We start from the raw sequence: 23,819 nt of genomic DNA, 5'->3' as shown, positions 1-23,819 counted from the left end.
CCATTTCTGCCTTAAACGGCTGATTCCCTCTCTTTCAGTTGTCTGCTTATCACATCCGCTAATCCCGCGTCGCACACGCCCAGCGATGACCTGAAATCCTTACCGATAGCTCTCCCCAGCTCTGCCTTTGTCCCGAATATCTCCACCGGGACTCCGTAGTAGGAACATTTATCGGTAAATAACTTTCTGGTATTGCCCGACGCGTCCTCCGCAATGATCACCAGCATGGCGGAGCCACTTCTGATTGCATCCAGTGTCTGAAATTCGCCGCTGACCAGATTGCGTCCTTTCATGGCGATTCCCAAAAGCGATAAAATCTTATTCTGCTTCAAGCTTTTCAAACTCCCCCTCTAAAGTATCATATACTTCACTCGGAATACTCATTTTGAAGGAGCGCTCCAGACCTTTGTTCTTTCTGGCCTTGAGCAGGCATTCCCTGCTCTTACAAACATATGCGCCTCTTCCGTTCTTCTTGCCTGTTATGTCCAGGCATATCTCATTTTCGGCTGTTTTCAGGACCCTCATCATGTCCCGCTTCCCTTTCATCTCACCGCAGCCCACGCACTGCCTCAAAGGAATCTTTTTTGCCATATGAATCCTTACTCCTCATATACGGGATCTTCCCCGCTTTCCTCATATACTCCGTCCTCTTCGTAACTGTCCGGTTCCGCAGTTTCCTCATAGCTTTCCGGTTCCGTCAGGCTGTCCGGTTCCCCATACCCGCCGTCCTCTTCCTCTGCATACTCTTCTGCGTCCCCTTCCTCCGCGCCATCTTCGTACTCCTCATAGTCTTCGTAGTCTTCCTCTATATAATCCTCGTAGCGGAATCCCGGCGCGTCCTTGGCCTGGGTCTCGGACTTGATATCTATCTTATAGCCGGTCAGCCTGGCCGCGAGCCTTGCGTTCTGGCCCTCCTTGCCGATGGCCAGGGACAGCTGATAATCCGGCACCACTACTTTTGCTGTCTTCTCATCGGGATCTGCGAACACTGCCACTATCTTCGCGGGGGACAGGGCGTTCTGAATCAGGTTGCCCGGGTTCTCATCCCAGTTCACGATATCTATCTTCTCGCCCCGCAGCTCATCCACGATGGCGTTCACCCTGGCTCCGTTCATGCCCACGCAGGCTCCCACCGGATCCACGTTGGGGTTGTGGCTCCACACGGCAATCTTGGTGCGGCTTCCGGCCTCCCTGGCGATGCTCTTGATTTCCACGGTGCCGTCCTTAATCTCCGTCACCTCGGACTCGAACAGGCGCTTCACCAGCTCCGGATGGGTGCGGCTCACATTGATGCGGGGGCCTTTGGGCGTGTTCTTCACCTCCAGGATGTACACCTTTATGCGCTCCGTGGGCCGGAAGCTTTCTCCTTTCACCTGCTCGCTCTCGCTGAGCATGGCGTCCGCCTTGCCCAGATTGATGCTTATGTTCCTGCCCAGATACCGCTGGACCACACCTGTGACCACATCCTTTTCTTTCTCATAATACTGATTATAGATAACGCTTCTCTCTTCTTCGCGGATTTTCTGTAAGATGACGTTCTTGGCGTTCTGGGTGGCGATACGTCCGAATTCCTTGGATTTGATCTCCACATGAATCATATCGCCCGCTTTCGCCATGGAGGAAATCTCTCTTGCATTTTCCAGGGATATCTGCAGGCAGTCGTCCTCCACCTCTTCCTCGGCGGCGACTACTTCCTTTTCTGCATATACCAGAAAATCGCAGGTCTCCCTGTCTATCTCCACATGCACATTGTCCGCCTTGCCAAAGTGGTTCTTGCAGGCAGTCAACAGCGAGTTCTCGATTGCCTCGAACAGGGTCTCCTTGCTGATTTCCTTCTCCTTTTCCAAAATGTCAAGCGCTTCCATCAATTCCTTGTTCATCATTTCCTCCGTTCCGGCTATTTGCCAATCCTTTTGTCTCCAAAATAGTAAGTAAATCCCTTCCTCAAAAATCCACTGCCAGGCGAATCAGCGCCACATCCGCGCGCTTGAAAGTCCTCTCCGTCTCTCCCTCCAGGATGGTAACGCTTTCACCGTCAAAACGTTCCAGCGCACCTGAAAACTCCTTACATTTGTCAATGGGCTTGAACAGCTTGATTTCCACATCCTCACCGATGGCGGCCTGGAGATGCTTATCCTTTCTCAGGGCGCGGCCCAGTCCCGGACTGCTGACCTCCAGCACATAGGCGTCCGCGATGAAATCCTCTCTGTCCAGGGCGTCCGACAGGGCACGGCTCACATTCTCACAGTCCTGGATGTTCACGCCCTCAGGCTTGTCGATATAGGCGCACAGATGGTAATCCGCGCCCTCCTTTACATATTCCACATCATAGATGGACACGCCGTTAGCCTCTGCTATAGGCTCCAGCAAGGCCTGTGTCCTGATCTCATAGTCTTCTCTGCGTGACATTCCAAACCTCCGTTGCGCTTTTCTCCGCATCCTTTGTGAAATGCCGTAAAGCGCTCTCTCGTAAAACTCTTCCAACATGCAAGTAAGAGTGGCTTGCAAGCCACTCTTACCTTAATAATCATCATTTACAAGTTCAGTGTAGACCCAAATGTGGGAATTGTCAATAGTTTTCTTAAATTTTTGTAAAGTTCTTTGCGTCTTTTACGCAAGAGACCGGTTTCGGCGCAAAAAAGAATTACAGGATGCTGTAGCTCATCCATTCGTAGAGGAGTCTCGTCCCCTCTGTGATTTCCGGCGGCAGAAGCGCCCTGGCCACCAGCTTCAGCTCGTCGGATTCGATGTCCGTGCGCTTCAGATTGGCATAATCTCCGTCAATCGATACTATGACATATTCAAAACGGTTCATTGTATCTTCCTCCTGAATAAAATTTTTTCTGCTTTCCCATCAATACAGTCCCCGACTATACACAGCGAATCCATCCACTTCAAAGGTACAGGCATACTGATGTTCGTTGAGAAAACCCAATATTTCCTCAATCCTTTCATCCTGTGAGATTACCACTATACGGGGAAGCGTTTCGCTCAACTCTCCAAAGAACTCTGTCATGATTGTTTCATCTACATTGCCTATCGGCAGCTGGTAAGAATATTTTGATGCAGGAAGCCTTTCACTTTCCACATATATAATGTTCCAATTTCCCCATACAATAATTTTCTCATCTATATCCGTGTTTGTCGTTATATAAGTACACACTTGCCCGACCGCATCCGTCCGTTCTCTTGTCCTGTTCTCCATCAATAAATACTCTGCCGTTTTATCAATCCCTCCTATCCAGACAGGAATCACCCTTGACACCGAGAAATAGAGGACAAAGGCCAATATCCATGTTTCTTCCCTTATGGTCTCTTTCGACAAAAGCAGTGAAAACGGATAGACCAGCGCGGGAACCAGAACCATTCCATAATGTGCGTAGCCTTGCCCTGACATACAGATCATCAGCAGCCCGGCTATCTCATAGCCCAGATAAGCAATATGGAAAAGACTCCTGTCCCTGCAGGCACGGCAGATAACCACAATAGAAGTCAGCACATAGATATTATTGGCAAAGCCGCTGAATGAATTGTATTTATTCAATGCCGTAGCCCTGAACGCATCTTTTGTATACATGATATTGAATACAAAATAATCCTTTATAAAATCCACAAACGCATTATTGAAAATCAGCCAAAAACATATCGGAAGCACGATGATTCCGGCTCCCATCAAAAAATACAGCAAAAATCGTGGTATTTCCTCCAACCGTTTCTCCCGAAAACTTCGCAATAATACCGCGCAGCAAAACACAATCCATACGGCAATCATGTTCACCCTCAGCATACATACTGCCCCGAATCCAAGTCCGCAAATCACCAGTCTCATCCTGGTAATTCTGTCATTCATGAAATAATCGGCAAAAATATAGACTGCGGACATAATAAAAGGTAATGCATACTCCTCTGTCATATTTCCGCCTTCAAAATATGAGTACAGTGGAGCCACACAAATTATCAAAACAAAAAAGGACCGCATTCTGTCACATTTTAGTCTTGCTGTTTTATACATCAGACCAAAAGCCGCAAACGCGGAAATAAATTCAATAATCCAGATTCCCCTGTGACGTTTTATCAAAAGGCCTAAATAATTATAAATATAGAGAAGCGGCCCCTTGTGATCGAAACTGTCCCTATATGGCATCAGCCCCCTTTCCATCTGCATGGCAATCGTTCGGAATACGCTGGAATCTATGCCTGAATTTCCATTTAAGAGCAAAATATTCAACGGGCTCTGTGACATAAAAACGAGTGCTGCCGCAAATATCCCCAGCAGAATAATCAGGTTTGAGTATTTCTTAATATTCATTCTTCCGCATATCCCCTCTGAATGCCGCAAAATCTTTCAAGGCATTCCACCCTATTTTGACTATTTTCCACAAATGAATCGAATTTGTTCCCCCACATCTGGCCTTGAACGAGATTTCGATAAATTTTATGCGTTCTCTATAGTATACAAAATATGTTGTCATCATAATATTAGGGATATTATAATCCTCTGGCAGTTTTTCAAGATATCGTCCTAAACGCTCTGCCCGCATAAGCCGGAAAGGTGCATTTGCATCCGGAATCTTCACGCCAAAGAAGGCCTTCAGCAGCATACAGACTACCTTCTCTATAAGTGCTCTTGCCTTTCCATCTCCGCGCACCGGACGATTTCCGAATATCCCGTCATATGCCTCACGTTCTTTCCAAAAAGCATAGAATTCATCCGGATTTGTCTGACCGTCGGAATCTGTCTGAAAGATATAGTCAGCGCCATTTTCTATCGCATATTTATATAACGCAATCAACTTTGGGCCATGTTCTTTTCTGGTATTCGATATAATCACGAGCTGAGGATAGTCTTTTTGCATCGAGAGAAGAATTTTGTGTGTATCATCTGTGCTGCCGCCGTCTGCGACAACCAAACGGGAATCCTCTGATTTTCCTTCGAGGTTATGATACCACGTCTTTACCGACTCTCCGATATTTTCTTCTTCATTGTAAGCAGGCATCACTATGTATAGTGTATCTATCACTTTATCCTCCAAAACGTACATTGTCATTCTCAGACTTCGTCGTCAAAAGTATACTTCTAAATACAAATATATAATTTAAATTACACTATCTCTTCGTCAGTGTCAAGTGTGCAGCTCTGGCTTATTCAGATTTCATAAGGAACAGGGGAAATGCGCAGCCCCGTATAGGAGTCTGCGCATTTCTTTCTATAGTATGTGTATGTCACTTATCTGCAAAATTCATCCAATCTTTCCAGCTTATCTTATGCCTTACTCTTAGACAGCCTTTTCATATCCACTTTCAAAGTACCGCTCTCTCTGTAAGGGCGCACCAGCAGATATACCAAAGCCGCAATCAGCAGCAGCGCCACTATGGTTCCCAATACGTTGCCGTATCCGCCCAACAGGCTTCCCAGCTGGTAGATGATCAGGGCCACCACATAGGCGAATCCGCACTGATATCCGATGGCGAACCAGGTCCACTTTGCGCTGTTCATCTCCCGCCTGATGGCGCCGATGGCAGCAAAGCAGGGCGCGCACAGCAGGTTGAAGGCCAGGAACGCGTAGGCTGCCGCCTTGGTCATGCTGACAAAGTCCAGGACGCCGAACACGCCTACCACCTCTTCCTTGGCCACCAGGCCCATGATGGTAGCAATCGCAGCCGTGGCATCGTCAAAGCCCAGCGGCCTGAAAATCCATTTGATGCCGTTCCCAATCGCGCCCAGGACGCTGTCCGCCAGCTCCAGTTCGGTGCTGAATCCGAAACTCCCGTCCACCATGCCGAAGCAGGAGCCCGCCCAGATGACGATGGAAGACAACAGAATGATGGTACCGGCCTTCTTGATGAAAGACCATCCCCGCTCCCACATGCTCCGGAGCACATTGCCCACGGTAGGCCAGTGGTAGGCAGGCAGCTCCATGACGAAAGGAGCCGGGTCTCCCGCGAACATCTTTGTCTTCTTTAAAATGATACCGGAGATGACGATCGCCGCCACGCCCAGGAAATACGCGCTTACCGCCACCAGGCCGGAGCCGCCGAACAGGGCCGTGGCTATCAGGGCGATGATGGGAAGCTTCGCGCCGCAGGGGATGAAGGTGGTGGTCATGATGGTCATCTTGCGGTCTCTGTCGTTCTCGATGGTGCGGGACGCCATGATGCCGGGCACGCCGCAGCCGCTGCCGATCAGCATGGGGATGAAGGATTTGCCCGACAGGCCGAACTTGCGGAAAATCCTGTCCATGATGAACGCCACTCTGGCCATATAGCCGCAGGCTTCCAAAAATGCCAGGAAGATGAACAGCACCAGCATCTGGGGCACGAAGCCAAGCACTGCGCCCACGCCGCCGATGATGCCGTCAAGGATCAGGCTCATGAGCCATTCGGAACAGCCCACTGCCTCCAGCCCGTTTTCCGCCAGCACGGGGATGCCGGGCACCCACACGCCGTAGTCCGCAGGGTCGGGAGCCTCCTCCAGCAGGGGATCCACCACTTCCGACAGGTCGAAGCCGGCTTCTGCCAGCGCGTCCGCGTAGGATCCGTAGGCTTCGTCAAAGCCGCCGAAGTCATTTTCCTCTATAGCCCCCAGCACATCCTCCGCGCCGATGACCCCGGCCCGGGACGCCGCTTCCACAGCGGCCTTCACTTCGTCCGTGAACAGGGTAGCCTCCGCGAACTCCTCACACGCCGCATCATAGGCAGAACCGCCGATGCCCAGCAGATGCCAGCCATCTCCGAACACGCCGTCATTGGCCCAGTCGGTGGCGATGGTGCCCACTGTGGTGACGGAGATGTAGTACACGATGAACATGACCACGGCAAAGATAGGCAGCGCAGCCCATCTGTTGGTGACGATGCGGTCAATCTTATCCGACACGGACAATTTCTCTTTTCCTTTTTTCGTATAGCACTCCTTTATAATAGAAGAAATGTATTCGTATCTCTCATTGGTGATGATGCTCTCTGTGTCATCGTCAAAGGCATCCTCCAGACTCTTGATTTCAGCCGACACATCGGGCGCGCTGCTCATCATGGCGTCTATTTTGTCGTCTCTCTCCAGAAGCTTGATGGCAAAGAAGCGCTTCTGCTCCTGCGGCACACCGTTCCCCAGCTTCGCCGCTACGGCTCTGATGGCTGACTCCACGTTCTGGGCAAATTCATGCACAGGCGTCTCAGCCGCTTTCCTCCGGGCCGCTGTTATGGCTTTTTTCGCAGCCGTCTCCAGGCCGGTTCCTTTCAGGGCGGAAATCTCAGTCACCTCACATCCCAGCTTCCCGGCCAGCTTGTCGGTATGTATCTTGTCCCCTGACTTCTCCACCACGTCCATCATGTTCACCGCCATGACCACGGGGATGCCCAGCTCCATAATCTGGGTGGACAGGTACAGGTTCCTCTCGATGTTGGTGCCGTCCACGATGTTGATGATAGCATCGGGCCTTTCGTTAATCAGATAGTTCCTGGCCACCACTTCCTCCAGGGTGTAGGGGGACAGGGAATAGATGCCCGGGAGATCCATAATAATGACTTCCTCCGTGCTTCCGGCGCAGTAGGATTTCTTCAGCCTGCCCTCTTTCTTCTCCACCGTCACACCGGGCCAGTTCCCCACGAACTGGTTGGAACCGGTGAGAGCATTGAATAATGTTGTCTTGCCGCAGTTGGGATTGCCTGCCAGCGCGATTTTGATTGCCATTTTAACGCTTCCTCCTATTTCAGTGCGCATCTGCCTCTGTCACCGCTTCACGATGTGGATTCCTGGCAGATGCTGCTTTTCTGATTTTGATTTGTTGCAGCTACTTTTCATTAGCATAAACTAACCGTATGCCCTAAAAAATGATGCAGTATGGGCCGGGGTCACTCCACCTCTATCATTTCTGCATCCGCTTTGCGCAGGGACAATTCGTAACCTCTGACTGTCACCTCAATGGGGTCTCCCAGGGGAGCTGCCTTTCTCACATAGACATCCACGCCCTTCGTGATTCCCATGTCCATGATGCGCCTTTTGACCGGCCCTTCACCGGACAGCTTCTTTACCTTTACAGTCTGCCCGCAGGCAGTATCTTTCAATGTGCTCATTGCCACGCTCCTCCTAAACCATGATTCTGTTGGCCATATCCTTGCCTATGGCTACCCTGGATTCCTTTACATTGACGATGATATTTCCGCCTGCCTCGGAGATAACGGTCACGGCTCCTCCCACTACGAACCCTAGGTTTTCCAGGAATTTCCTGGTCTCCTCCCTGCCGCCTACCTTTTTGATTACATTGCTCTCTCCCGCATGGGCCATTGACAACGGCATATACGCATCCTCCTTCTTTTGAACTCTTTGAGGATGAATCATCACTCTGTTTGAGAATGATTCTCATCCCCTCTGATTGTTAGTATATGCTAACCAATGTCTGTTGTCAATAACTATTTTTAAAAAATTTACGTTTTGTCCTGCAACATATGTACGCCGTAGGCGCCGCCCGTCCTTTCCCCTTTTCGAATCCATTCCGCATAGGCCCGCCGGAATGAGGTATCCTGCGGCAATTTCTCCACGTCTCCCTCATAATTTACGTCGAACAGTCTCCAGGCCTCCGAATAATCGTCATATTCCTCTGTCTTCAGAATATCATAGTCCGAAATGAAGGAATACAGGTTGGAATCCGGCGAGAGCACCTCCCTGTTGCGGGGGAACAGCAGCCATGAATGGCATACGAAGACAACCGGGTCTACCCGGAACCTCTCCCCGAAAAACTCAGCGCCCAGCTCATAGGATTTCCGCACGCTCTCCGGATCCAGCCGCTCTCCCGCGGGCTTTTGTCTTGTCCTCTATTGTAATTATTTTTTACTATTTTGCAAGAGGATATTTCAGCAGACTCTGTCTGCGTTTTTCACAAAGCTGTCAGTATGGATGAGAAACAGGCATATATCCGCAACTTCAGCACGGAGAGAAGCGTTTGGCACTGTTTTGTCGGAATGACTCCCTATTGACGAACGACTGCCCAAAAAGAATGAGTCCTGTCACTTTTCTTCGGCCACTATATTCCCCACATAATCCTTGATTGCCCGAAAGCTCTCCTTGCTGATGACATGCTCAATCTTGCAGGCGTCCTCCACCGCGGTCTTCTCCGGCACCCCCAGCTGTATCAGCCAGGAGGACAGCAGCTGGTGGCGTTCATAAATCATCTCTGCAATCTCCCTGCCGGCAGGTGTCAGGGTGATGAAGCCGGATTTGTCCACGATGATGTGCTCTTTTTCCCGCAGATGCTTCATCGCCACGCTGACGCTGGGTTTCTTGAATCCCAGCTCCTCGGCAATGTCCACAGAGCGAACCACGGGAAGTTTTTTACTCAGTATCAGAATCGTTTCCAGATAGTTTTCCGCTGATTCATTTATAGTCACGGTTATTTCCTCGCTTTCCTTTCAATTCGTTGTTTTGGTTCTTATTATAGCATGAAACGCCGTTATGTGCTACTATACTGTCATTTACACCCATATATAAATACAATTTTATTATACTATGACCACGTCCAAACAGCAAATATAATATTGGACAATTTCCAATTCTCAGCTTTTATAATGGCATGCTGCCATCAAATCATATAGAATAGAGCATAAAGGACAGATAAATTTAATTTCCACTGAGAGAATTCCGCGTTTCACGCGTCTAATAGACAGAAGGGGGGGCATGAACATGGATAACGGTGCAAGCAGCTACCGCCGTTTCCTTGCAGGTGATGACGAGGGCCTTGTGGAACTCATAGGGGATTACAAGGATGGCCTTATCCTGTATCTGAACAGTTTCACGGGAAATATATGCCTTGCCGAGGAGCTGATGGAGGAGACCTTTGTAAAGCTGGTGACCAAAAGGCCCGGTTTCGGGCACAGATGCACTTTTAAGACATGGCTCTATACCATCGGGCGGAATGTGGCCACAGACTATCTCAGGCGCTGTTCCAGGTTCAAAGAGCTGTCCCCGGAGAATCTGGAACAGCTGGCAGACGATGAGGAAAGCCTTGAACAGTCCTATCTCAGGACAGAGGAGCGCATCATTTTGCACAGGGCGCTCCACAGGCTGAAGCCGGAGTACAGTCAGGTTCTGTACCTGCTCTACTTTGAAGACTTCGATAACTCCCAGACGGCTGTCATCATGAAAAAAAGCAAACGGCAGATTGAGAACCTTGCTTATCGGGCAAAGAAATCGCTCCGGCAGGAGCTGGAAAAGGAGGATTTTGTATATGAAGAATGACAGAGAAATCGCCAGAATCGTACTGGAACGGCGGGATGCTATTTTAATGGCCAGGCGGAAACGGAGGAAGCGCATCGCTCAGGCTGCAGCCCTATGCCTTATAGCCGTATTTAGTATCAGGATATGGCAGGCTGAGAATGATATCTCTGCTTTCGATACCTCTGCAGACGGAGCTGAAAGCAGTAATCCGGTTGTCGCTCTCGATGACAGCAACAATCCCAATGCTCTTGCCAAAAACAGCAACAGCAATACCGGGGCCCCGCTGCCCCAAGACGCAGGCGAAGCAATCACTTCTGCCGCTGCTTCTTCCGCGGGCAGCGACAGCGGCGAAGTCAGCCGCAGCACAGAGCAGCAGGCCAGCCTCCCTGTCAGCTACAGTTCCCTGTCCCTCCCCCAGGGCCAAATCAGGCCGGAGATTCTGTCACACTATTCCGCAGTCAGCCAGTCCACCGCGGAAATACTGCCGTTCAGCGAAGACATGCTGTCTGAATCCAGCGCAATTTTAGAGGGAACGATTACAGATATATATCTCAAACAATACACCTACGATACCTATAATGACAAATTCGGCCCTAAGGAGCTGTACCACAACCAGTCCTCTTCCGTAGTGTACAAGTTGACGGTAGACCGTGTATGGTACGGAGATGAATCTCTGTCCGACACCTCCGTCCTGATAGAAGATGACACCTATCTGATGGATTCCTATTTTTCCCTGAAAGCTGGCCGCAGCTATGTCATCCCTGTCTGTGACCTGGACAGCGAGTTGCAGATATGGGAAGAATACGCAGGCGGCGACCTTACAAGGGACGGCCGCTACACCACCCTCTACCCGCACCATCCCCAGATTGAGGTCACCATGGACGGAGATTACATCGTCACCACGGACTGGGATACTCTCTGCCCGGACAATGCCTTAGATGTGGAACTGGACATCCCGGAGAACACCCTTGTGGAATACCACCCGGAGAACCCGGCGGGAGAAAACGGCCTCATCACCACGGAATGGCGCACGCTTATGATTTCTGTCTACGACGCCGTATATTATTACGATAAGTTGAAGCTGGTGGAATCCGATGAATTTTTCATCCAGCTGAACCGGTTGATCGACAGCCTGCCCTGAATCCCAGATGCATTTACAGCGCCATGACACTCTCAAACCATTCACCGGCACAGACTTGCACATATCTTAAAAAGAGCTGCCGCAAAATGCAGAACCCGCGCAATGGATTCTGCATCGGGCAGCAGCTTTTTTATTTCTTAATATTTTCTAATGCAGCCCTTACAGCCTGAAGCACATTCTCGTCCTTTTCATGAGTCAGACAGTACCTCAGTCTGGTTTCCACATAGCTGCCCCGGCCGGAACCCAGAGCCGTTATAGCAGCCTTGCGGATATCCGGGTCCGCGTCTTCCGTCAGTCCGACTACAGTATTGCGGACATCCTCATTTTCTATCATGCCGGAGACACTGGCAATTGCCGCCAATCTCACTTCCTTATCCTTGTCGCCTACAAATCCCAGCAACTTATCTGCTTTGCCCTTACTTGCCAGTTTTTCAATTTTTTCGAGTTTTCCCATGTTTTTTCCTCACTTTCCTTAGATTCAGCTTTTGCTCATATTTTATTGCTTATTACTCACTTTTGTATTATAATTCAAATCGAATCGGCATATCAATGGTCAATTGTCAGAATTTGTTACTTAATCCACATTCTCCAGAAAATGTAGATTAATCGAAACCACAGAATGTTCCGGAATAGCATCAGGGAGGTTCGTATGAGAAAAAAGCAGGAGGACTTGCGTTACCAGAAAACAGAGGCTCTGATACAGAAAAATTTCCGGGAGATGCTGGCGGAAATGGATTATCAGCAGATTACCATACAAGAACTGTCTCTGCGGGCCCAAATCAACCGCAAGACATTCTATCTGCACTATGCTTCCATGGATAATCTGCTGCACAAGATGCAGACGGACACAATGAAGCGTTTTCTGGAACCGGTCAAAGATGCTAAGTTTCCCGCCGACCTGGAAAAAATCGTGCGCAATTGTTATGCATTTTCGGAATCCGCAGATAAGCTGGATGAAAAGATATTGAACAGCAAGGGACACTGCCCTATTGCTGAAACGCAGGCTGAAAGCGAAGACATTCTCTGCTTTGACGAAGATTATGACCAATACCCTCCCGACAAGAGGCTCTATCTGATTATCTATATCAATAACTGCCTCACCGGGATCTACAGGCAATGGGTAAAAGGCGGACGGAAAGAGCCCATGGAGGACATGATTCAGCTCACCATCCGCCTGATTTCACACGGTCTGTCATAGAAATTGCCGTCACAAAAGGAGCTTTCCCGCCGGAAAGCTCCTTACAAGAAACCGTTACAGGCTTCACAGGCACACGGTCCTGCCCTGGCGCAGAGACTCTTTCACGTCAATCAGCCGCTGATTCTCCGACCCCCGGAAAGCCAGGCGGAGGTTCTTTTTCTCCTCCACGAACTCTCCGTCCACCAGCACGTCAATGAGGGAGAGCAGCCTTGCCGTCTGCGCTTCATGGCTTTCGTCCGGCGTTTCCCGCTCCGCCCACTGCAGCAGGTCTTTCTCATAGTCATACCCTGTGTAGCACCAGATATCTTTCCCGGGGTACGTCTGCCGCACCTTTTTCACCAGCGACAGCACCGTTCCTCTGTTCTCCGGTTCCATAGGCTCCCCGCCCAGCAGGCTCAGTCCACGGATATACTCCGGCGCAAGGGCCTCCAGGATTTCCCGCTCCGTCTCCTTCGTATAGCGCTGTCCATAGCCGAAATCCCAGGCCTCGCTGTTGAAACATCCCTTGCAGCGGTGGGTACAGCCGCTGACGAACAGGGACACCCGTATGCCGGGGCCATTGGCCACGTCCGTCTTCTTGATAGTCGCATAATTCATAGATGCAGCACCCTCGACTTGATTTCCTTTGTCTTGCCCATGTTCCAGAAATTCTCTCCCAGATACCCGCAGGTGCGCCTGGTGACATTCATCTTGGAATGGTCCTTATTGCGGCACTGAGGGCATTCCCACTCATTGTCCTCATTGACCATGATTTCCCCGTCATATCCGCAGACATGGCAATAGTCCGACTTGGTGTTGAACTCGCCGTATTGGATATTGTCGTAGATGAAACGTATCACTTCCTCCACGGCCTCCACATTGTTCAGGAGATTGGGCACCTCCACATAGGAAATCGCGCCGCCCAGGGATTTGTTCTGGAACTCGCTCTCAAATCGGAATTTCGTGAATGCATCTATTGGCTCACGTACATCCACATGATAGGAATTGGTGTAATATCCCTTGTCCGTCACGTTGGGGATGTCGCCGTATTTCTCCCTATCGATGCGGGCAAAGCGGTAGCACAATGTCTCCGCAGGCGTCCCATAGAGGCTGAAGCCGATTCCCGTCTCCTCCCGCCATCCGGCGGCAGCCTCTTTCAGGTAATCCATGACCCGCAGGGCGAATTCCTTGCCCTCGGGCTTCGTATGGCTGCAGCCTTTCATGAGCCAGGTCAGCTCATAGAGGCCGATATAGCCCAGGGACATGGTGGAATATCCGCCGTAGAGCAGCTTGTCAATCTTCTCTCCCTTTTTCAGCCGGGCGATGGCCCCGTACTGCCAGTGGATGGGGCTTACATCGGACAGAGTACCCAGCAGGGCCTTATGCCTGCACATCAGGGCCTCATAGCATAATTCCAGCCGCTCGTCCAGCCGCTTCCAGAAAATCTCCTCGTCCCCTCCCGAGATGATGCCTATCTGTGGGAGGTTCAGACTGACCACGCCCTGGTTGAACCGCCCCTCCCATTTATAGTTTCCGTTCTCGTCCTTCCAGGGGGACAGGAAAGAACGGCAGCCCATACAGGAGAACACATTGCCCTCGTAGTTCTCCCGCATCTTTTTTGCCGAAATATAGTCCGGATACATGCGCTTCGCCGAGCATCTGGCGGCAAGGCGGGTGACATAATCGTATTTTCCGCCTTTCAGGCAGTTGTTCTCATCCAGCACATACACCAGCTTCGGGAATGCCGGTGTCACGTAGACTCCCTTTTCATTCTTGGTTCCCTGAATGCGCTGGTTCAGGATTTCCTCGATAATCCGAACCGTCTCCTCCACATACTCGTCCTCATCGTCGATATGCAGGAACAAAGTCACGAAAGGCGACTGTCCGTTTGTAGTCATCAGTGTATTAATCTGGTACTGAATGGTCTGGACGCCGGAGCGCAGCTCGTCCTGCAGGCGCAGCTCCACGATTTTCTCCTTTGCGGCCTCGTCAAGGGAACCTCCGAATTCCTCATCCAGCTGGGCACGGAACTTCTCCCTGCTCTTGCGCAGATATTTCCCCAGATGCTTGATGTTCACCGACTGCCCGCCATACTGGTTGCTGGCCACGGCGGCGATAATCTGGGTGGTGACCGTACAGGCCACCTGGAAGCTCTTGGGGGACTCTATCATCTTCCCATTGATGGAGGTTCCATTGTCCAGCATATCCTTGATGTCGATCAGGCAGCAGTTGAAGATAGGCTGGATAAAGTAATCCGCGTCATGAAAATGGAGCACGCCGTTGTCATGGGCCATGGAGATGTGCTCCGGCAGCAGCATGCGCCTGGTCACGTCCCGGGAGACCTCCCCGGCGATATAGTCCCGCTGGGTGGAGGCGAGACGGGTATTCTTATTGGAATTCTCCTCCGCCAGCTCCTTGTTCTCATTGCGGATCAGCTTCAGGATAGATTCATCCGTGGTGTTGGATTTGCGCAGAAGGCTCCTCTGATAGCGGTATACAATGTACTTCTTGGAAAGGGCGTACTTATTGTGCTGCACCAGATGCCTCTCGATGATGTCCTGCACATGCTCCACGGCCTGCAGCTCCTGTTCCTCTCCCTGCACGGCCTCCAGTATCTCCTCCACCAGCGCCTGATCGGCCCTGTCTTTCTCCTCCACCTCGTTATTGGCTTTCTGAATGGCGGCTACAATCTTCTCCTCCTCATAAGGCACCACGCGTCCGTCTCTTTTCTGAATCCTCATCATACCATCGCTCCTCGCCCACTCGACATACAGATAGCCGCACCGTCAGCTCAACGGATACGGCTGAATTCTATATCTTGTGTTCTTATTGATTATTCTGCCTATATTTTGTATTTCTATTATAATAGACTGTCCGGGAAAAAGCAAGGAGTTCTTGTATCCTATATCAGAAAGTATCGCAGAACCGTATACGGATATCGTCCGTCACGGAGTATGACAGCGGCCTGAGCTGATGCGCGGCTTTAAACATCCCGCCGCACACGGGGTTCAGATTCGATAATCCGCATCCAGAATCCCCCTGATAATCCGGTGCGCCCTGCTCACATCCTCCACGGACACGCCGATTACAAGCCTGTCTTCGCACCGTACATAGCGCTGCATGTTGATTTCTATATCCTGCATGGAAAGACTGGAGACGATTATGCCGATTCTCCGGGTTGTGAAATGCCCCTGCTCAATATAGAGCAGCCTCAGTTCCCCGTTCACCTCGATACTGGTTCCGTCCAGCTCCTCTTTCAGCATGGCGATGAAGCGGTTTATCTTTCCGCCCTCCGATTTCCTTATCACAATTGCCAGCCAGTCGATGTTGATTGCCATGCACTCACAGGGAATCAGGCACTTTTCCAGCACCTCAAATATCTTCTGGACGCTTTTTTCATCTCTCGCCAGCTTCGCCCGCCCTATCGTGACCCGAATTGCGGATATCTCCCGGATTCTGCTTTCCATCTGTCATCCCAACGCTTTCCCATATATTCTTTTGTCGTATCTGCGACTTTACCTGTATCTTTTCTGCATAAAAACCTGTGCAAGTATACCACAAAATCAGGGAAAAAACAACCGCTTTCGCCGCCCTATCTGTCCAAATCGGAAAATATTTCGCCCTCCAGTTCCACCACATCTTTCATGGGAATCCCCGTGCCGTCCTCCATGAGGAGGATTCTGTCATACAAATCTATCTTCTTTATCCGTCCTGTGACAGTGACATAGGCGCCGCCCGCCTTTTTAAGGTCCGGCTGAAAAAAGGTGGCTGAAATCTCCGGACAGCCGCCGAGCCGCTCACTTAGATACTGCAGCTTTCCGTCAAGGCTATTCATGACGTCCTCCTCCAGTTCCATCCTCTCATCGGTCAGCCGTCCTGTCTCCCGGATGGAATCCCCAAATCCGGTAAGGGCCGCAAAAGGCATGAACTGCGCCGCCCTGTCGGACACCGGCATCTGACGGTGCTTCACAGAGACATGGCGGGGCAAATTTATGATATCGTCATATCGGTGGCTGTCCTCCGCCCAGTCCCCTGCTGTCTCTATCTTTCTCACAACCGCTGCATCTGCTGTACTCTCCCCTGCTGCCGCCATGCCCGCCACCCCGTTATCTGCCGCCCTCTTTTCATCCGGCATCGTCCTCGCCGGCTCATTTTCCGCCATCCTATTTTCCGTCCCTCTCATATGTCCCCATTCCGTCTCCCCTGTCCTGCTATAACTCCTCAGCCGTGTCGCCCTATGCCCTTCCCGGTCGCTGTATCGCGGTTCCATTCTTGCGCCGTCCCCAGCCGCGCTAAGCCTTATGCCCCCCGATCTGCCCGTTGCGCGATACCGTGGTGGCCCCTTCCTCCAGGTTCATCCCTTTCAGGATGGCGTTCTTGCCGAATTTCTTCTTGATGGACAGAATAGCCTCCTGCATTTTCCGCTCCCGCTTCAGAGCAGCCTCCTCCTCTTCCCGCTGTCTTAGCAGCGCCTCATAATCCGTGAAAATATCCAGCTGCTCATAGGAGTCCTCCGCCACGATTTCGCTCTCTTTCATCACCCGCCCCGCCGTCACTGTGACCCGCCTCACCAGCAGGCTTCTGTCTACAACCCTGTCGTACAGTTCCATCATCCCATCCATGATCAGTCTGGTGGAGGATGTCCATCTGCCGATATTGGCTGTACCATGGGCATGTTTCGGGACTTTCCTCCCATATCGGTCCGTGGTGACAGGGCCCTTGTACGCCTTTCGTATCTCCGGATTCGTCAGGCTCTCCACATCATAGCCTATGGTCAGCACCATATGGTTCGTCACCAGACCTTTGTCCACCAGATCCAGCACCAGCAAATCCGTCATCTCCCGGACTACCAGCTTTGCCTTTTCAAAATCGTAGGGACACTGCAGCACCTGTCCGGCCCCCATGCTGCTCCCATCGGGCTTGTATGCTTTCACATCCGCAATGGTACAGGGCTCATATCCCCAGGCGTGGTCAATCAGCAGTTCCGCGCCCACGCCGAAGAGCCGGTAGAGCAGCTCCTCATTGTGATAGTCCGAGCACCCTCCCAGGGAGCATCTGGCTATGTCCCCCATGGTATACAGCCCGTTCTCCTCCAGTTTCCTGGCATATCCCCTGCCCACCCGCCAGAAATCCGTCAGGGGACGATGGCTCCACAAGAGCCTGCGGTATTCCATCTCATCCAGCTCGGCAATCCGCACTCCGTCCTGGTTCGGCTCCACATGCTTGGCCACGATATCCATGGCGACCTTGCACAGATACAGATTCGTGCCGATTCCGGCCGCGGCCACTATCCCCGTCTCTCTCAGGATCTCCTGTATCATCCGCTCCGCGAACTCTGCCGCGGTAAGATGGCAGGCCTCCAGATACTGGGCGGCGTCTATGAACACCTCGTCAATAGAATAGACATGGATATCCTCCGGCGCCATATGCCTTAAATAAATATCGTATATCTTCGTACTGTATTCCATATACAGCGCCATACGAGGCGGAGCCGTGATATAGTCCACCGCAAGCTCCGGGGACGCCAGAAGCTCAGAGGCATGGCAGGAGCTGCCGGAAAAGACCTGCCCTGGCGCTCTGCCCAGACGATAGGCGTTCGCCTCCTTTATCTTCCGGACCACCTCGAAGAGCCTGGGCCTGCCCGGGATGCCGTATTCTTTCATGGAGGGGGACACCGCGAGACAGATAGTCTTCTCTGTGCGGCTGCTGTCCGCCACTACGAGATTGGTGTCCAGGGTATCCAGCCCCCGCTCCACGCACTCTACAGAGGCATAGAATGATTTCAGATCGATTGCAATATAGATATGATTCTCCCCAGCCATCTGCCTCCCCTCCTGTCCCATCTTATCTGAATGCCATTATAGCAGAACATTTGTTCTTTTTCAATGGTTTTTTCCAAACTTTAGTGTATACACTGTCGTCAACGGCATCCTGTTGTGCGCCTGCGTCCATAATGTGCAGCCGCAAATCAGATGACAGAGAGCAATAAGCGGGAATACTGCAAAGCAGTATCCGAAGATGCCCATGATGACGGATATCCCGGCAATCGCGCTCCTATGCCTGCTGCACCGCATTCTCCATAGGGCTGTAACGCATGCGCACCTTGATGCCCTGTCCGTAATTTCCGAAGCCGTTCCCGAACAAGGTCAGGCCCCCCACATGGGCGGCATCCTCCCTCACTTCCATCCTGAATCGTATGGTGCTCTTGTAGTCAAGCCGGAATCTGTCCAGCGTCACATCCGATATCTTCAGGCCATCCACGAAAGTCCCTCTCTTGTTGATGACCAGCATCTTCAGCAGCCCGTACTGATTCCAGTTCGGGAACCACCAGTCCGGCGTGAAGATACCCCTCACATCTCCGAAATCTCCCGGAGAGACCCACACGCCGACGGGCACGTCGTTCAGGATAAAGGATATATCCGAGGGCCAGTCATTATTGACCCCAGGCGCTTCACTGGAAAGCTCCATGGAAAAGGTGATTTCATCTATTCTCTGGGCGGTGGGGAGCACATTGGGAATCAGATATTCCACATATCCTTTGGAAAACCACAGGATTCCCGCGTTGATTCTGTCCGGGTGGGCAAAGTATCTTGGATCGTCCACCTCCCCTATCAGGGTATCCATGGTAGCGATGCCGCAGGTGGGACAGACATTATAGTTGCTGTACTGTCCTACAGGAATCTCCGCCTCGTAGAAGCCGCTGTTGCCGTCCTCCTCCGTGGGGACGATATCCACCAGCAGCCTCTCCTGCTTCACGCGGCAGATTTTCTGGTTCCCATGCCCTGCGAAATCAGCCCGCACCTGAATCAGTCCCACGTCCTCCATCTTCTTGATATGGCTGGTCAGCGCCCCATTGGTGATGTTCAGGCTGCCTGCGATTTCATTCATATTCATTTCCTTATTCTTCAGCAGCAGCTGAATGATATTCACCCTCACCTCGGAACCCAATGCCTTGAACAGCTCCACTCCATCCTCAAGATTTTTGATATACAGCATTCTCAATCACCCATTTCCAAAAGTACCCATTCTTTTTTAGTATTTTCTAAAATATTATATTCCTTTCTTTTCTTTCATGCAACTTTTTTCTTGCCCCGGATTTCCGATTTGGTTATATTTACGTATTTTCCTGATACGATTTGTACATTTTCCCTCCACGGCCGTTTCAAGCCATCTGCTTTTCACCGCAAGTCCCGCGTAATCCGCCTCCCCGCCATTGCATTGATGGAGAGGAAGAGGCGGGTTTTTGTGAAAAACAATAAGCCTGCTCCTCTACCGTCCATTTTACAAAACCATTCCCAAAAAAACGGCAGAACAGATATATTTCACCATTCTGCCGTTTTGTCCCTTATTTCATTTCTCTTTCGCAAAATAATCCACTTTCCAGGGTTTCTCCCTGCCGTTCCTGCGGCGCATCTCCGCCATGGGCGACACGCCGTCAAAGGTCATGTACTCCACCCACTCGGACATCTCCTGCACAGTGCCGCTGCCCACATTGCCGTTGATATAAGTCTTGCAGCCCAGCTGCTCACAGAGCTCAAAGAACTCATGGGTGCCGAAGCTGTTGTCCTCCACCACGCCGCCCCAGTTGGTGTTGACCATTTTTTTGCGGCTTTCCCTGGGGCCTACGCCGTCCATCCAGTGATACTCGTCCGCGAAACAGCCTCCCGGCCAGCGCAGCACAGGAATCTGGAGTTCTTTCAGCGCATCCACCACGTCTGTGCGCATGCCGTTCCTGTTGGGAATGTCGGAATCCTCCCCCACGAACAGTCCCTCGCAGATGCCTCTGCCTGCCGCAAGGCATTTCGCGGCGCATGTTTTATGACAGAAACGCCTTTACTTTCCTGTAAACGCCCGCTCCGTCCAGGCCGTACTTCACAAGCAGGGCCCCCGCGGAGCCGGACTCGCCGAACACGTCTTCGATGCCTATCCTGCACACGGGCACAGGGCAGAACTCCGCCAGCGCCTCGCACACCGCGCCGCCAAGGCCCCCGATGACAGAATGCTCCTCAGCGGTCACCACTTTTCCGGTCTTTCCGGCGCTGGCCGCAAGCAGCTCCTTATCCAGAGGCTTGATGGTACAGATATTGATCACTTCCGCGCTGATGCCCTCTCCGGCCAGCTGCGCTGCCGCCTCCAGGGCGGAATTCACCATGATGCCGGTGGCAGCGATGGTCACGTCGCTGCCCTCCCGCAGCACCTGGCCTTTGCCGATTCGGAAGCTGTAATCCTCCCCGTCGTTGATCACAGGCACGGCGGCCCGCCCGAACCGCATGTAGACAGGTCCCTCATAATCCAGAGCCGCTTTCACGCAGGCCTTTGCCTCCACCGCGTCGGAGGGGTTCAGGATAGTCATGCCGGGAATCGTCCGCATCAGGGCGATATCCTCATTGCACTGATGGGAGGCCCCATCCTCACCCACGGTAATCCCCGCATGGGTAGCCCCGATTTTCACGTTCAGATGGGGATAGCCGATGGAATTGCGCACCTGCTCAAAGGCCCGCCCCGCCGCGAACATGGCGAAAGTGCTGGCCACGGGAATCATCCCGGTCAGGGAAAGTCCCGCTGCGATACCCATCATATTGGCTTCCGCAATGCCGCAGTCGATATGCCTCTCGGGGAATCTCTTTTTGAATACCCCTGTCTTGGTGGCCGCGGCCAGATCCGCGTCAAGGACTATCATATTCGGATAGGCCTCGCCGAACTCTGCCAGCGCGTTTCCGTATGCCTCTCTGGTAGCGATTTTTACATCTGACATAATGCTTCACCAATCCTTTCCAGATCGGCCTTTGCGATCTCGTATTCCGCGTCATTGGGCGCCTTGCCGTGCCAGTCCACGCTGCCCTCCATGAAGGACACGCCCTTGCCCTTTAAGGTATGGGCGATGATGGCCGAAGGCATCCCCTTGGTATTTTTGGCTTCTGTGAAAGCGGCACGAATCTGCTCCATGTCGTTGCCGTCCTCCAGATTGATCACATGGAAATTGAAAGCTTCAAATTTCCTGTCGATGGGATTCGGGGAGCAGACATCGTCAATCCGCCCGTCAATCTGCAGTCCGTTATTATCCACGATCACCACCAGGTTGTCCAGCTTTCTGTGGCCGGCGAACATGGCGGCCTCCCAGACCTGGCCCTCCTCAATCTCGCCGTCTCCAAGCAGCGTATAGACCCGGAAATCCTTTCCCGAAAGCCGGGCGCCCAGAGCCATTCCCACCGCTGCGGAAATCCCCTGGCCCAGAGAGCCTGATGACATGTCCACGCCCGGGACATGCTGCAGACAGGGATGTCCCTGCAGATAGGAGCCCAGATGGCGCAAAGTGGGCAGGTCATCCACCGGGAAATATCCCCTGTTGGCCAATGCGGAGTACAGGCCGGGAGCCGTATGTCCCTTGGAAAGGACGAATCGGTCCCTGCCCTCCATCCTGGGATCGGCAGGATTGATGTTCATCTCTTCAAAATACAGATAAGTAAAAATATCCGCTGCAGACAGGGAGCCGCCGGGATGTCCGGCTTTTGCTCCGTGCACTGCCTCAATGATGCCCTTGCGGACGTCATTGGCATGTTTTTTCAGTTCTATAATCTCCATATTTTTCTTCGCTTTCTATGCATTGCCGCTCATGCGGTCTTGTCTTTTTCAATAGCTTCAACGATAGGCTGCCGCATTCCAGCGCATCTCGTTCTTCAATCCGCGGATAGTCGTGTCAGCGTCGATGACTACAGTCTCGATACCCATGGCATCCGCCCAATCTGCCATCTGCTCTGTGGTCAGGTCATAAGAGAATGCGGTATGGTGGGCGCCGCCTGCCAGAATCCAGCTCTCAGCGCCTACGGTCAGGTTGGGCTTCGGTGTCCAGAAGCAGGTGGCCACAGGCAGCTTGGGCATGGGCTTCTCCACTTTCCTGCATTCCACCTCGTTGATGATCAGGCGGAACCTGGTGCCCAGGTCAATCAGGGACGTAGCGATGCCGCTGCCCTCCTTGGAAGTGAACACGAGCCTTGCGGGATCCTCTCTGTTGCCCATGGACAGCGGACATACCTTGATGCCGACAGGTCCTTCCGCAATGGTAGGGCATACCTCCAGCATATGGGCCTGCAGGATGCCTTCCTTGCCGGGCACCAGATTGTAGGTATAGTCTTCCAGGAAAGAGGTTCCCTTGGCGTCCTTGGTCCCCTCTGCCATAATCTTCATCAGGCGCACCATGGCCGCCGTCTTCCAGTCGCCCTCACCGCCGAATCCGTAGCCTTTCTCCATCAGTCTCTGGATGGCAAGGCCGGGCAGCTGTTTCAAGGAACCCAAGTCGCCGAAATGGGTCACGATGGCATGATAATTCTTCTCTTTCAGGAAGCGCTCGAAACCGATTTCAATCCCTGCCTGCACCGCCACATGACGCCTGAACTGCGCGGCATCCCTGCCTTCGTCCAGAATCTGGTATTTAGAATAATATTCCTCCACCAGCGCATTGATATCGCCCTCGCTGACATCCGCCACGTATTCCGCAATCTCATTTACCGGATAAGCGTCGATTTCCCAGCCGAATTTCACCTGGGCCTCCACCTTGTCGCCCTCGGTGACGGCCACATTGCGCATATTGTCGGCCACTCTCACCACGCGGATATGGCTGGACTCCATGATGCCCACCGCCGTGCGCATCCATCCGGCCAGCCTCTTCAGCATCTTCTCATCGCTCCAGTGTCCCATGATGACCTTGCGCTCAATCCCCATGCGGGTCACGATATGGCCGTACTCCCTGTCGCCGTGGGCCGACTGGTTCTCATTCATGAAATCCATGTCGATGGTGTCATAGGGAATCTCCATGTTGAACTGAGTATGCAGATGGCACAGAGGCTTGCGGTACTCCTGCAGCCCTAAAATCCAGGACTTGGCGGGGGAGAAAGTGTGCATCCAGGTAATGACGCCGGCACACTCCGCGTCCATGTTCGCCTCGTTGAACAGCCCTCTGATCATCTCATTGGTGAGCAGCGTAGGCTTCCACACCACCTCGTAGGGGAGGATGCCGGATTTGTTGATTTCTTCCACGATGATCCGGGAATGCTCCGCAACCTTAGCCAGGCACTCGTCTCCATAGAGATCCTGTGAGCCAGTGGCGAACCAGAACTTATAATTCTTCATAATGTAATGCTCCTTTCTATTCATGATGATTTGATATCGATCCATTCTTTCTGTCATGTCCTCATATCTGCTTTCTATGGTATGGTATTTTTCGGGATTTGTCAATTATTATTTTAGATTTTTGTATAATAATTTATGATTGGAATTTATGCAAATTCAGCGGACAA

Annotated in this window: 24 protein-coding genes and 2 pseudogenes; 3 read left to right on the top strand and 23 right to left on the bottom strand. The window is 52.0% G+C overall.

Translation table 11 applies throughout. The annotated features are described in order from the left end of the window. Window positions 1-11: 11 nt before the first annotated feature. From NFS35_RS02210 to NFS35_RS02155, 12 genes and pseudogenes are all read right to left on the bottom strand, one after another. Complete coding sequence (locus NFS35_RS02210; protein ID WP_251205510.1) at window positions 12-332, bottom strand: L7Ae/L30e/S12e/Gadd45 family ribosomal protein; 321 nt, start codon at window positions 330-332, stop codon at window positions 12-14. Then, complete coding sequence (gene rnpM, locus NFS35_RS02205; protein ID WP_251205509.1) at window positions 319-591, bottom strand: RNase P modulator RnpM; 273 nt, start codon at window positions 589-591, stop codon at window positions 319-321. The genes NFS35_RS02210 and rnpM overlap by 14 nt, the downstream gene beginning before the upstream one ends. A gap of 8 nt (window positions 592-599) precedes the next feature. Then, entirely contained in the window at window positions 600-1,880 is a 1,281-nt protein-coding gene (gene nusA, locus NFS35_RS02200) for a transcription termination factor NusA (protein WP_251205508.1), read from the bottom strand. A 64-nt stretch (window positions 1,881-1,944) separates the two neighbouring features. Continuing rightward, on the bottom strand, window positions 1,945-2,409 hold the full coding sequence (locus NFS35_RS02195) for a ribosome maturation factor RimP (protein ID WP_251205507.1): 465 nt from the start codon (window positions 2,407-2,409) through the stop codon (window positions 1,945-1,947). 235 nt (window positions 2,410-2,644) lie between these two features. Beyond that, a complete protein-coding gene (locus tag NFS35_RS02190; RefSeq protein WP_251205506.1) occupies window positions 2,645-2,815 on the bottom strand; it encodes a chorismate--pyruvate lyase in 171 nt (56 codons plus the stop codon). A gap of 39 nt (window positions 2,816-2,854) precedes the next feature. Beyond that, complete coding sequence (locus NFS35_RS02185) at window positions 2,855-3,913, bottom strand: hypothetical protein (RefSeq protein ID WP_251205505.1); 1,059 nt, start codon at window positions 3,911-3,913, stop codon at window positions 2,855-2,857. 385 nt (window positions 3,914-4,298) lie between these two features. Then, window positions 4,299-5,021: a glycosyltransferase family 2 protein gene (locus NFS35_RS02180; protein ID WP_251205504.1), complete on the bottom strand. Its 723-nt coding sequence runs from the start codon at window positions 5,019-5,021 to the stop codon at window positions 4,299-4,301. Between the two features lie 242 nt (window positions 5,022-5,263). Continuing rightward, window positions 5,264-7,687 (bottom strand): ferrous iron transporter B, encoded by a 2,424-nt coding sequence (feoB, locus tag NFS35_RS02175; RefSeq protein WP_251205503.1) that lies wholly within the window; start codon window positions 7,685-7,687, stop codon window positions 5,264-5,266. 161 nt (window positions 7,688-7,848) lie between these two features. Continuing rightward, complete coding sequence (locus tag NFS35_RS02170; protein ID WP_251205502.1) at window positions 7,849-8,070, bottom strand: FeoA family protein; 222 nt, start codon at window positions 8,068-8,070, stop codon at window positions 7,849-7,851. A 13-nt stretch (window positions 8,071-8,083) separates the two neighbouring features. Next, window positions 8,084-8,293, bottom strand: coding sequence for a FeoA family protein (locus tag NFS35_RS02165; RefSeq protein WP_251205501.1), 210 nt, complete (start codon window positions 8,291-8,293; stop codon window positions 8,084-8,086). 128 nt (window positions 8,294-8,421) lie between these two features. Beyond that, a pseudogene (locus tag NFS35_RS02160) lies at window positions 8,422-8,781 on the bottom strand (hypothetical protein); the annotation flags it as partial. 219 nt (window positions 8,782-9,000) lie between these two features. Further along, complete coding sequence (locus NFS35_RS02155) at window positions 9,001-9,381, bottom strand: metal-dependent transcriptional regulator (RefSeq protein WP_251205499.1); 381 nt, start codon at window positions 9,379-9,381, stop codon at window positions 9,001-9,003. A gap of 292 nt (window positions 9,382-9,673) precedes the next feature. On the opposite strand from NFS35_RS02155, the gene NFS35_RS02150 reads away from it, so the two are divergent. Next, a complete protein-coding gene (locus NFS35_RS02150) occupies window positions 9,674-10,228 on the top strand; it encodes an RNA polymerase sigma factor (protein WP_251205498.1) in 555 nt (184 codons plus the stop codon). After that, the gene (locus NFS35_RS02145) at window positions 10,218-11,348 is read left to right on the top strand and encodes a hypothetical protein (protein WP_251205497.1); all 1,131 of its coding nucleotides are present in this window, start codon (window positions 10,218-10,220) and stop codon (window positions 11,346-11,348) included. The genes NFS35_RS02150 and NFS35_RS02145 overlap by 11 nt, the downstream gene beginning before the upstream one ends. Window positions 11,349-11,478: 130 nt before the next feature. Here the strand turns inward: NFS35_RS02145 and NFS35_RS02140 are convergent, their stop codons facing one another. After that, window positions 11,479-11,802: a HEAT repeat domain-containing protein gene (locus tag NFS35_RS02140; protein ID WP_251205496.1), complete on the bottom strand. Its 324-nt coding sequence runs from the start codon at window positions 11,800-11,802 to the stop codon at window positions 11,479-11,481. A 195-nt stretch (window positions 11,803-11,997) separates the two neighbouring features. Here NFS35_RS02140 and NFS35_RS02135 point away from each other — a divergent pair, with 195 nt between their 5' ends. Beyond that, window positions 11,998-12,546, top strand: a complete 549-nt coding sequence (locus NFS35_RS02135) for a TetR/AcrR family transcriptional regulator (protein WP_251205495.1) — start codon at window positions 11,998-12,000, stop codon at window positions 12,544-12,546. A 63-nt stretch (window positions 12,547-12,609) separates the two neighbouring features. Here the strand turns inward: NFS35_RS02135 and nrdG are convergent, their stop codons facing one another. The 10 genes and pseudogenes from nrdG to araA all read right to left on the bottom strand — a co-directional run bounded on the left by nrdG (window position 12,610) and on the right by araA (window position 23,652). Then, on the bottom strand, window positions 12,610-13,143 hold the full coding sequence (nrdG, locus tag NFS35_RS02130) for an anaerobic ribonucleoside-triphosphate reductase activating protein (protein ID WP_251205494.1): 534 nt from the start codon (window positions 13,141-13,143) through the stop codon (window positions 12,610-12,612). Next, a complete protein-coding gene (nrdD, locus tag NFS35_RS02125; RefSeq protein WP_251205669.1) occupies window positions 13,140-15,266 on the bottom strand; it encodes an anaerobic ribonucleoside-triphosphate reductase in 2,127 nt (708 codons plus the stop codon). Before nrdD ends, nrdG begins: the two co-directional genes overlap by 4 nt. A 267-nt stretch (window positions 15,267-15,533) precedes the next feature. Next, window positions 15,534-15,992, bottom strand: a complete 459-nt coding sequence (locus tag NFS35_RS02120; protein WP_251205493.1) for a hypothetical protein — start codon at window positions 15,990-15,992, stop codon at window positions 15,534-15,536. Between the two features lie 125 nt (window positions 15,993-16,117). Next, window positions 16,118-16,795, bottom strand: coding sequence for a hypothetical protein (locus tag NFS35_RS02115; RefSeq protein WP_330639955.1), 678 nt, complete (start codon window positions 16,793-16,795; stop codon window positions 16,118-16,120). Window positions 16,796-16,817: 22 nt separating this feature from the next. After that, on the bottom strand, window positions 16,818-18,347 hold the full coding sequence (locus NFS35_RS02110) for a Y-family DNA polymerase (protein ID WP_251205492.1): 1,530 nt from the start codon (window positions 18,345-18,347) through the stop codon (window positions 16,818-16,820). Between the two features lie 232 nt (window positions 18,348-18,579). Continuing rightward, window positions 18,580-19,521, bottom strand: a complete 942-nt coding sequence (locus tag NFS35_RS02105) for an ArsR/SmtB family transcription factor (protein WP_251205491.1) — start codon at window positions 19,519-19,521, stop codon at window positions 18,580-18,582. A 369-nt stretch (window positions 19,522-19,890) separates the two neighbouring features. Next, a pseudogene (locus tag NFS35_RS02100) lies at window positions 19,891-20,313 on the bottom strand (alpha-N-arabinofuranosidase); the annotation flags it as partial. Window positions 20,314-20,341: 28 nt separating this feature from the next. Continuing rightward, window positions 20,342-21,280 carry a transketolase family protein gene (locus NFS35_RS02095; RefSeq protein ID WP_251205490.1) on the bottom strand — a complete coding sequence of 313 codons (939 nt, stop codon included), beginning with the start codon at window positions 21,278-21,280 and terminating at the stop codon, window positions 20,342-20,344. Next, window positions 21,268-22,107 (bottom strand): transketolase, encoded by an 840-nt coding sequence (locus NFS35_RS02090; RefSeq protein ID WP_251205489.1) that lies wholly within the window; start codon window positions 22,105-22,107, stop codon window positions 21,268-21,270. Before NFS35_RS02090 ends, NFS35_RS02095 begins: the two co-directional genes overlap by 13 nt. Before the next feature lie 57 nt (window positions 22,108-22,164). Beyond that, the gene (araA, locus tag NFS35_RS02085; protein ID WP_251205488.1) at window positions 22,165-23,652 is read right to left on the bottom strand and encodes an L-arabinose isomerase; all 1,488 of its coding nucleotides are present in this window, start codon (window positions 23,650-23,652) and stop codon (window positions 22,165-22,167) included. Between the last annotated feature and the right edge of the window lie 167 nt (window positions 23,653-23,819).

It is taken from the genome of Acetatifactor aquisgranensis, assembly GCF_943193215.1.
In the GTDB taxonomy this organism is placed as follows: Bacteria; Bacillota; Clostridia; order Lachnospirales; family Lachnospiraceae; genus Acetatifactor; species Acetatifactor aquisgranensis.
This window is presented reverse-complemented; position numbering and strand designations above follow the sequence as displayed.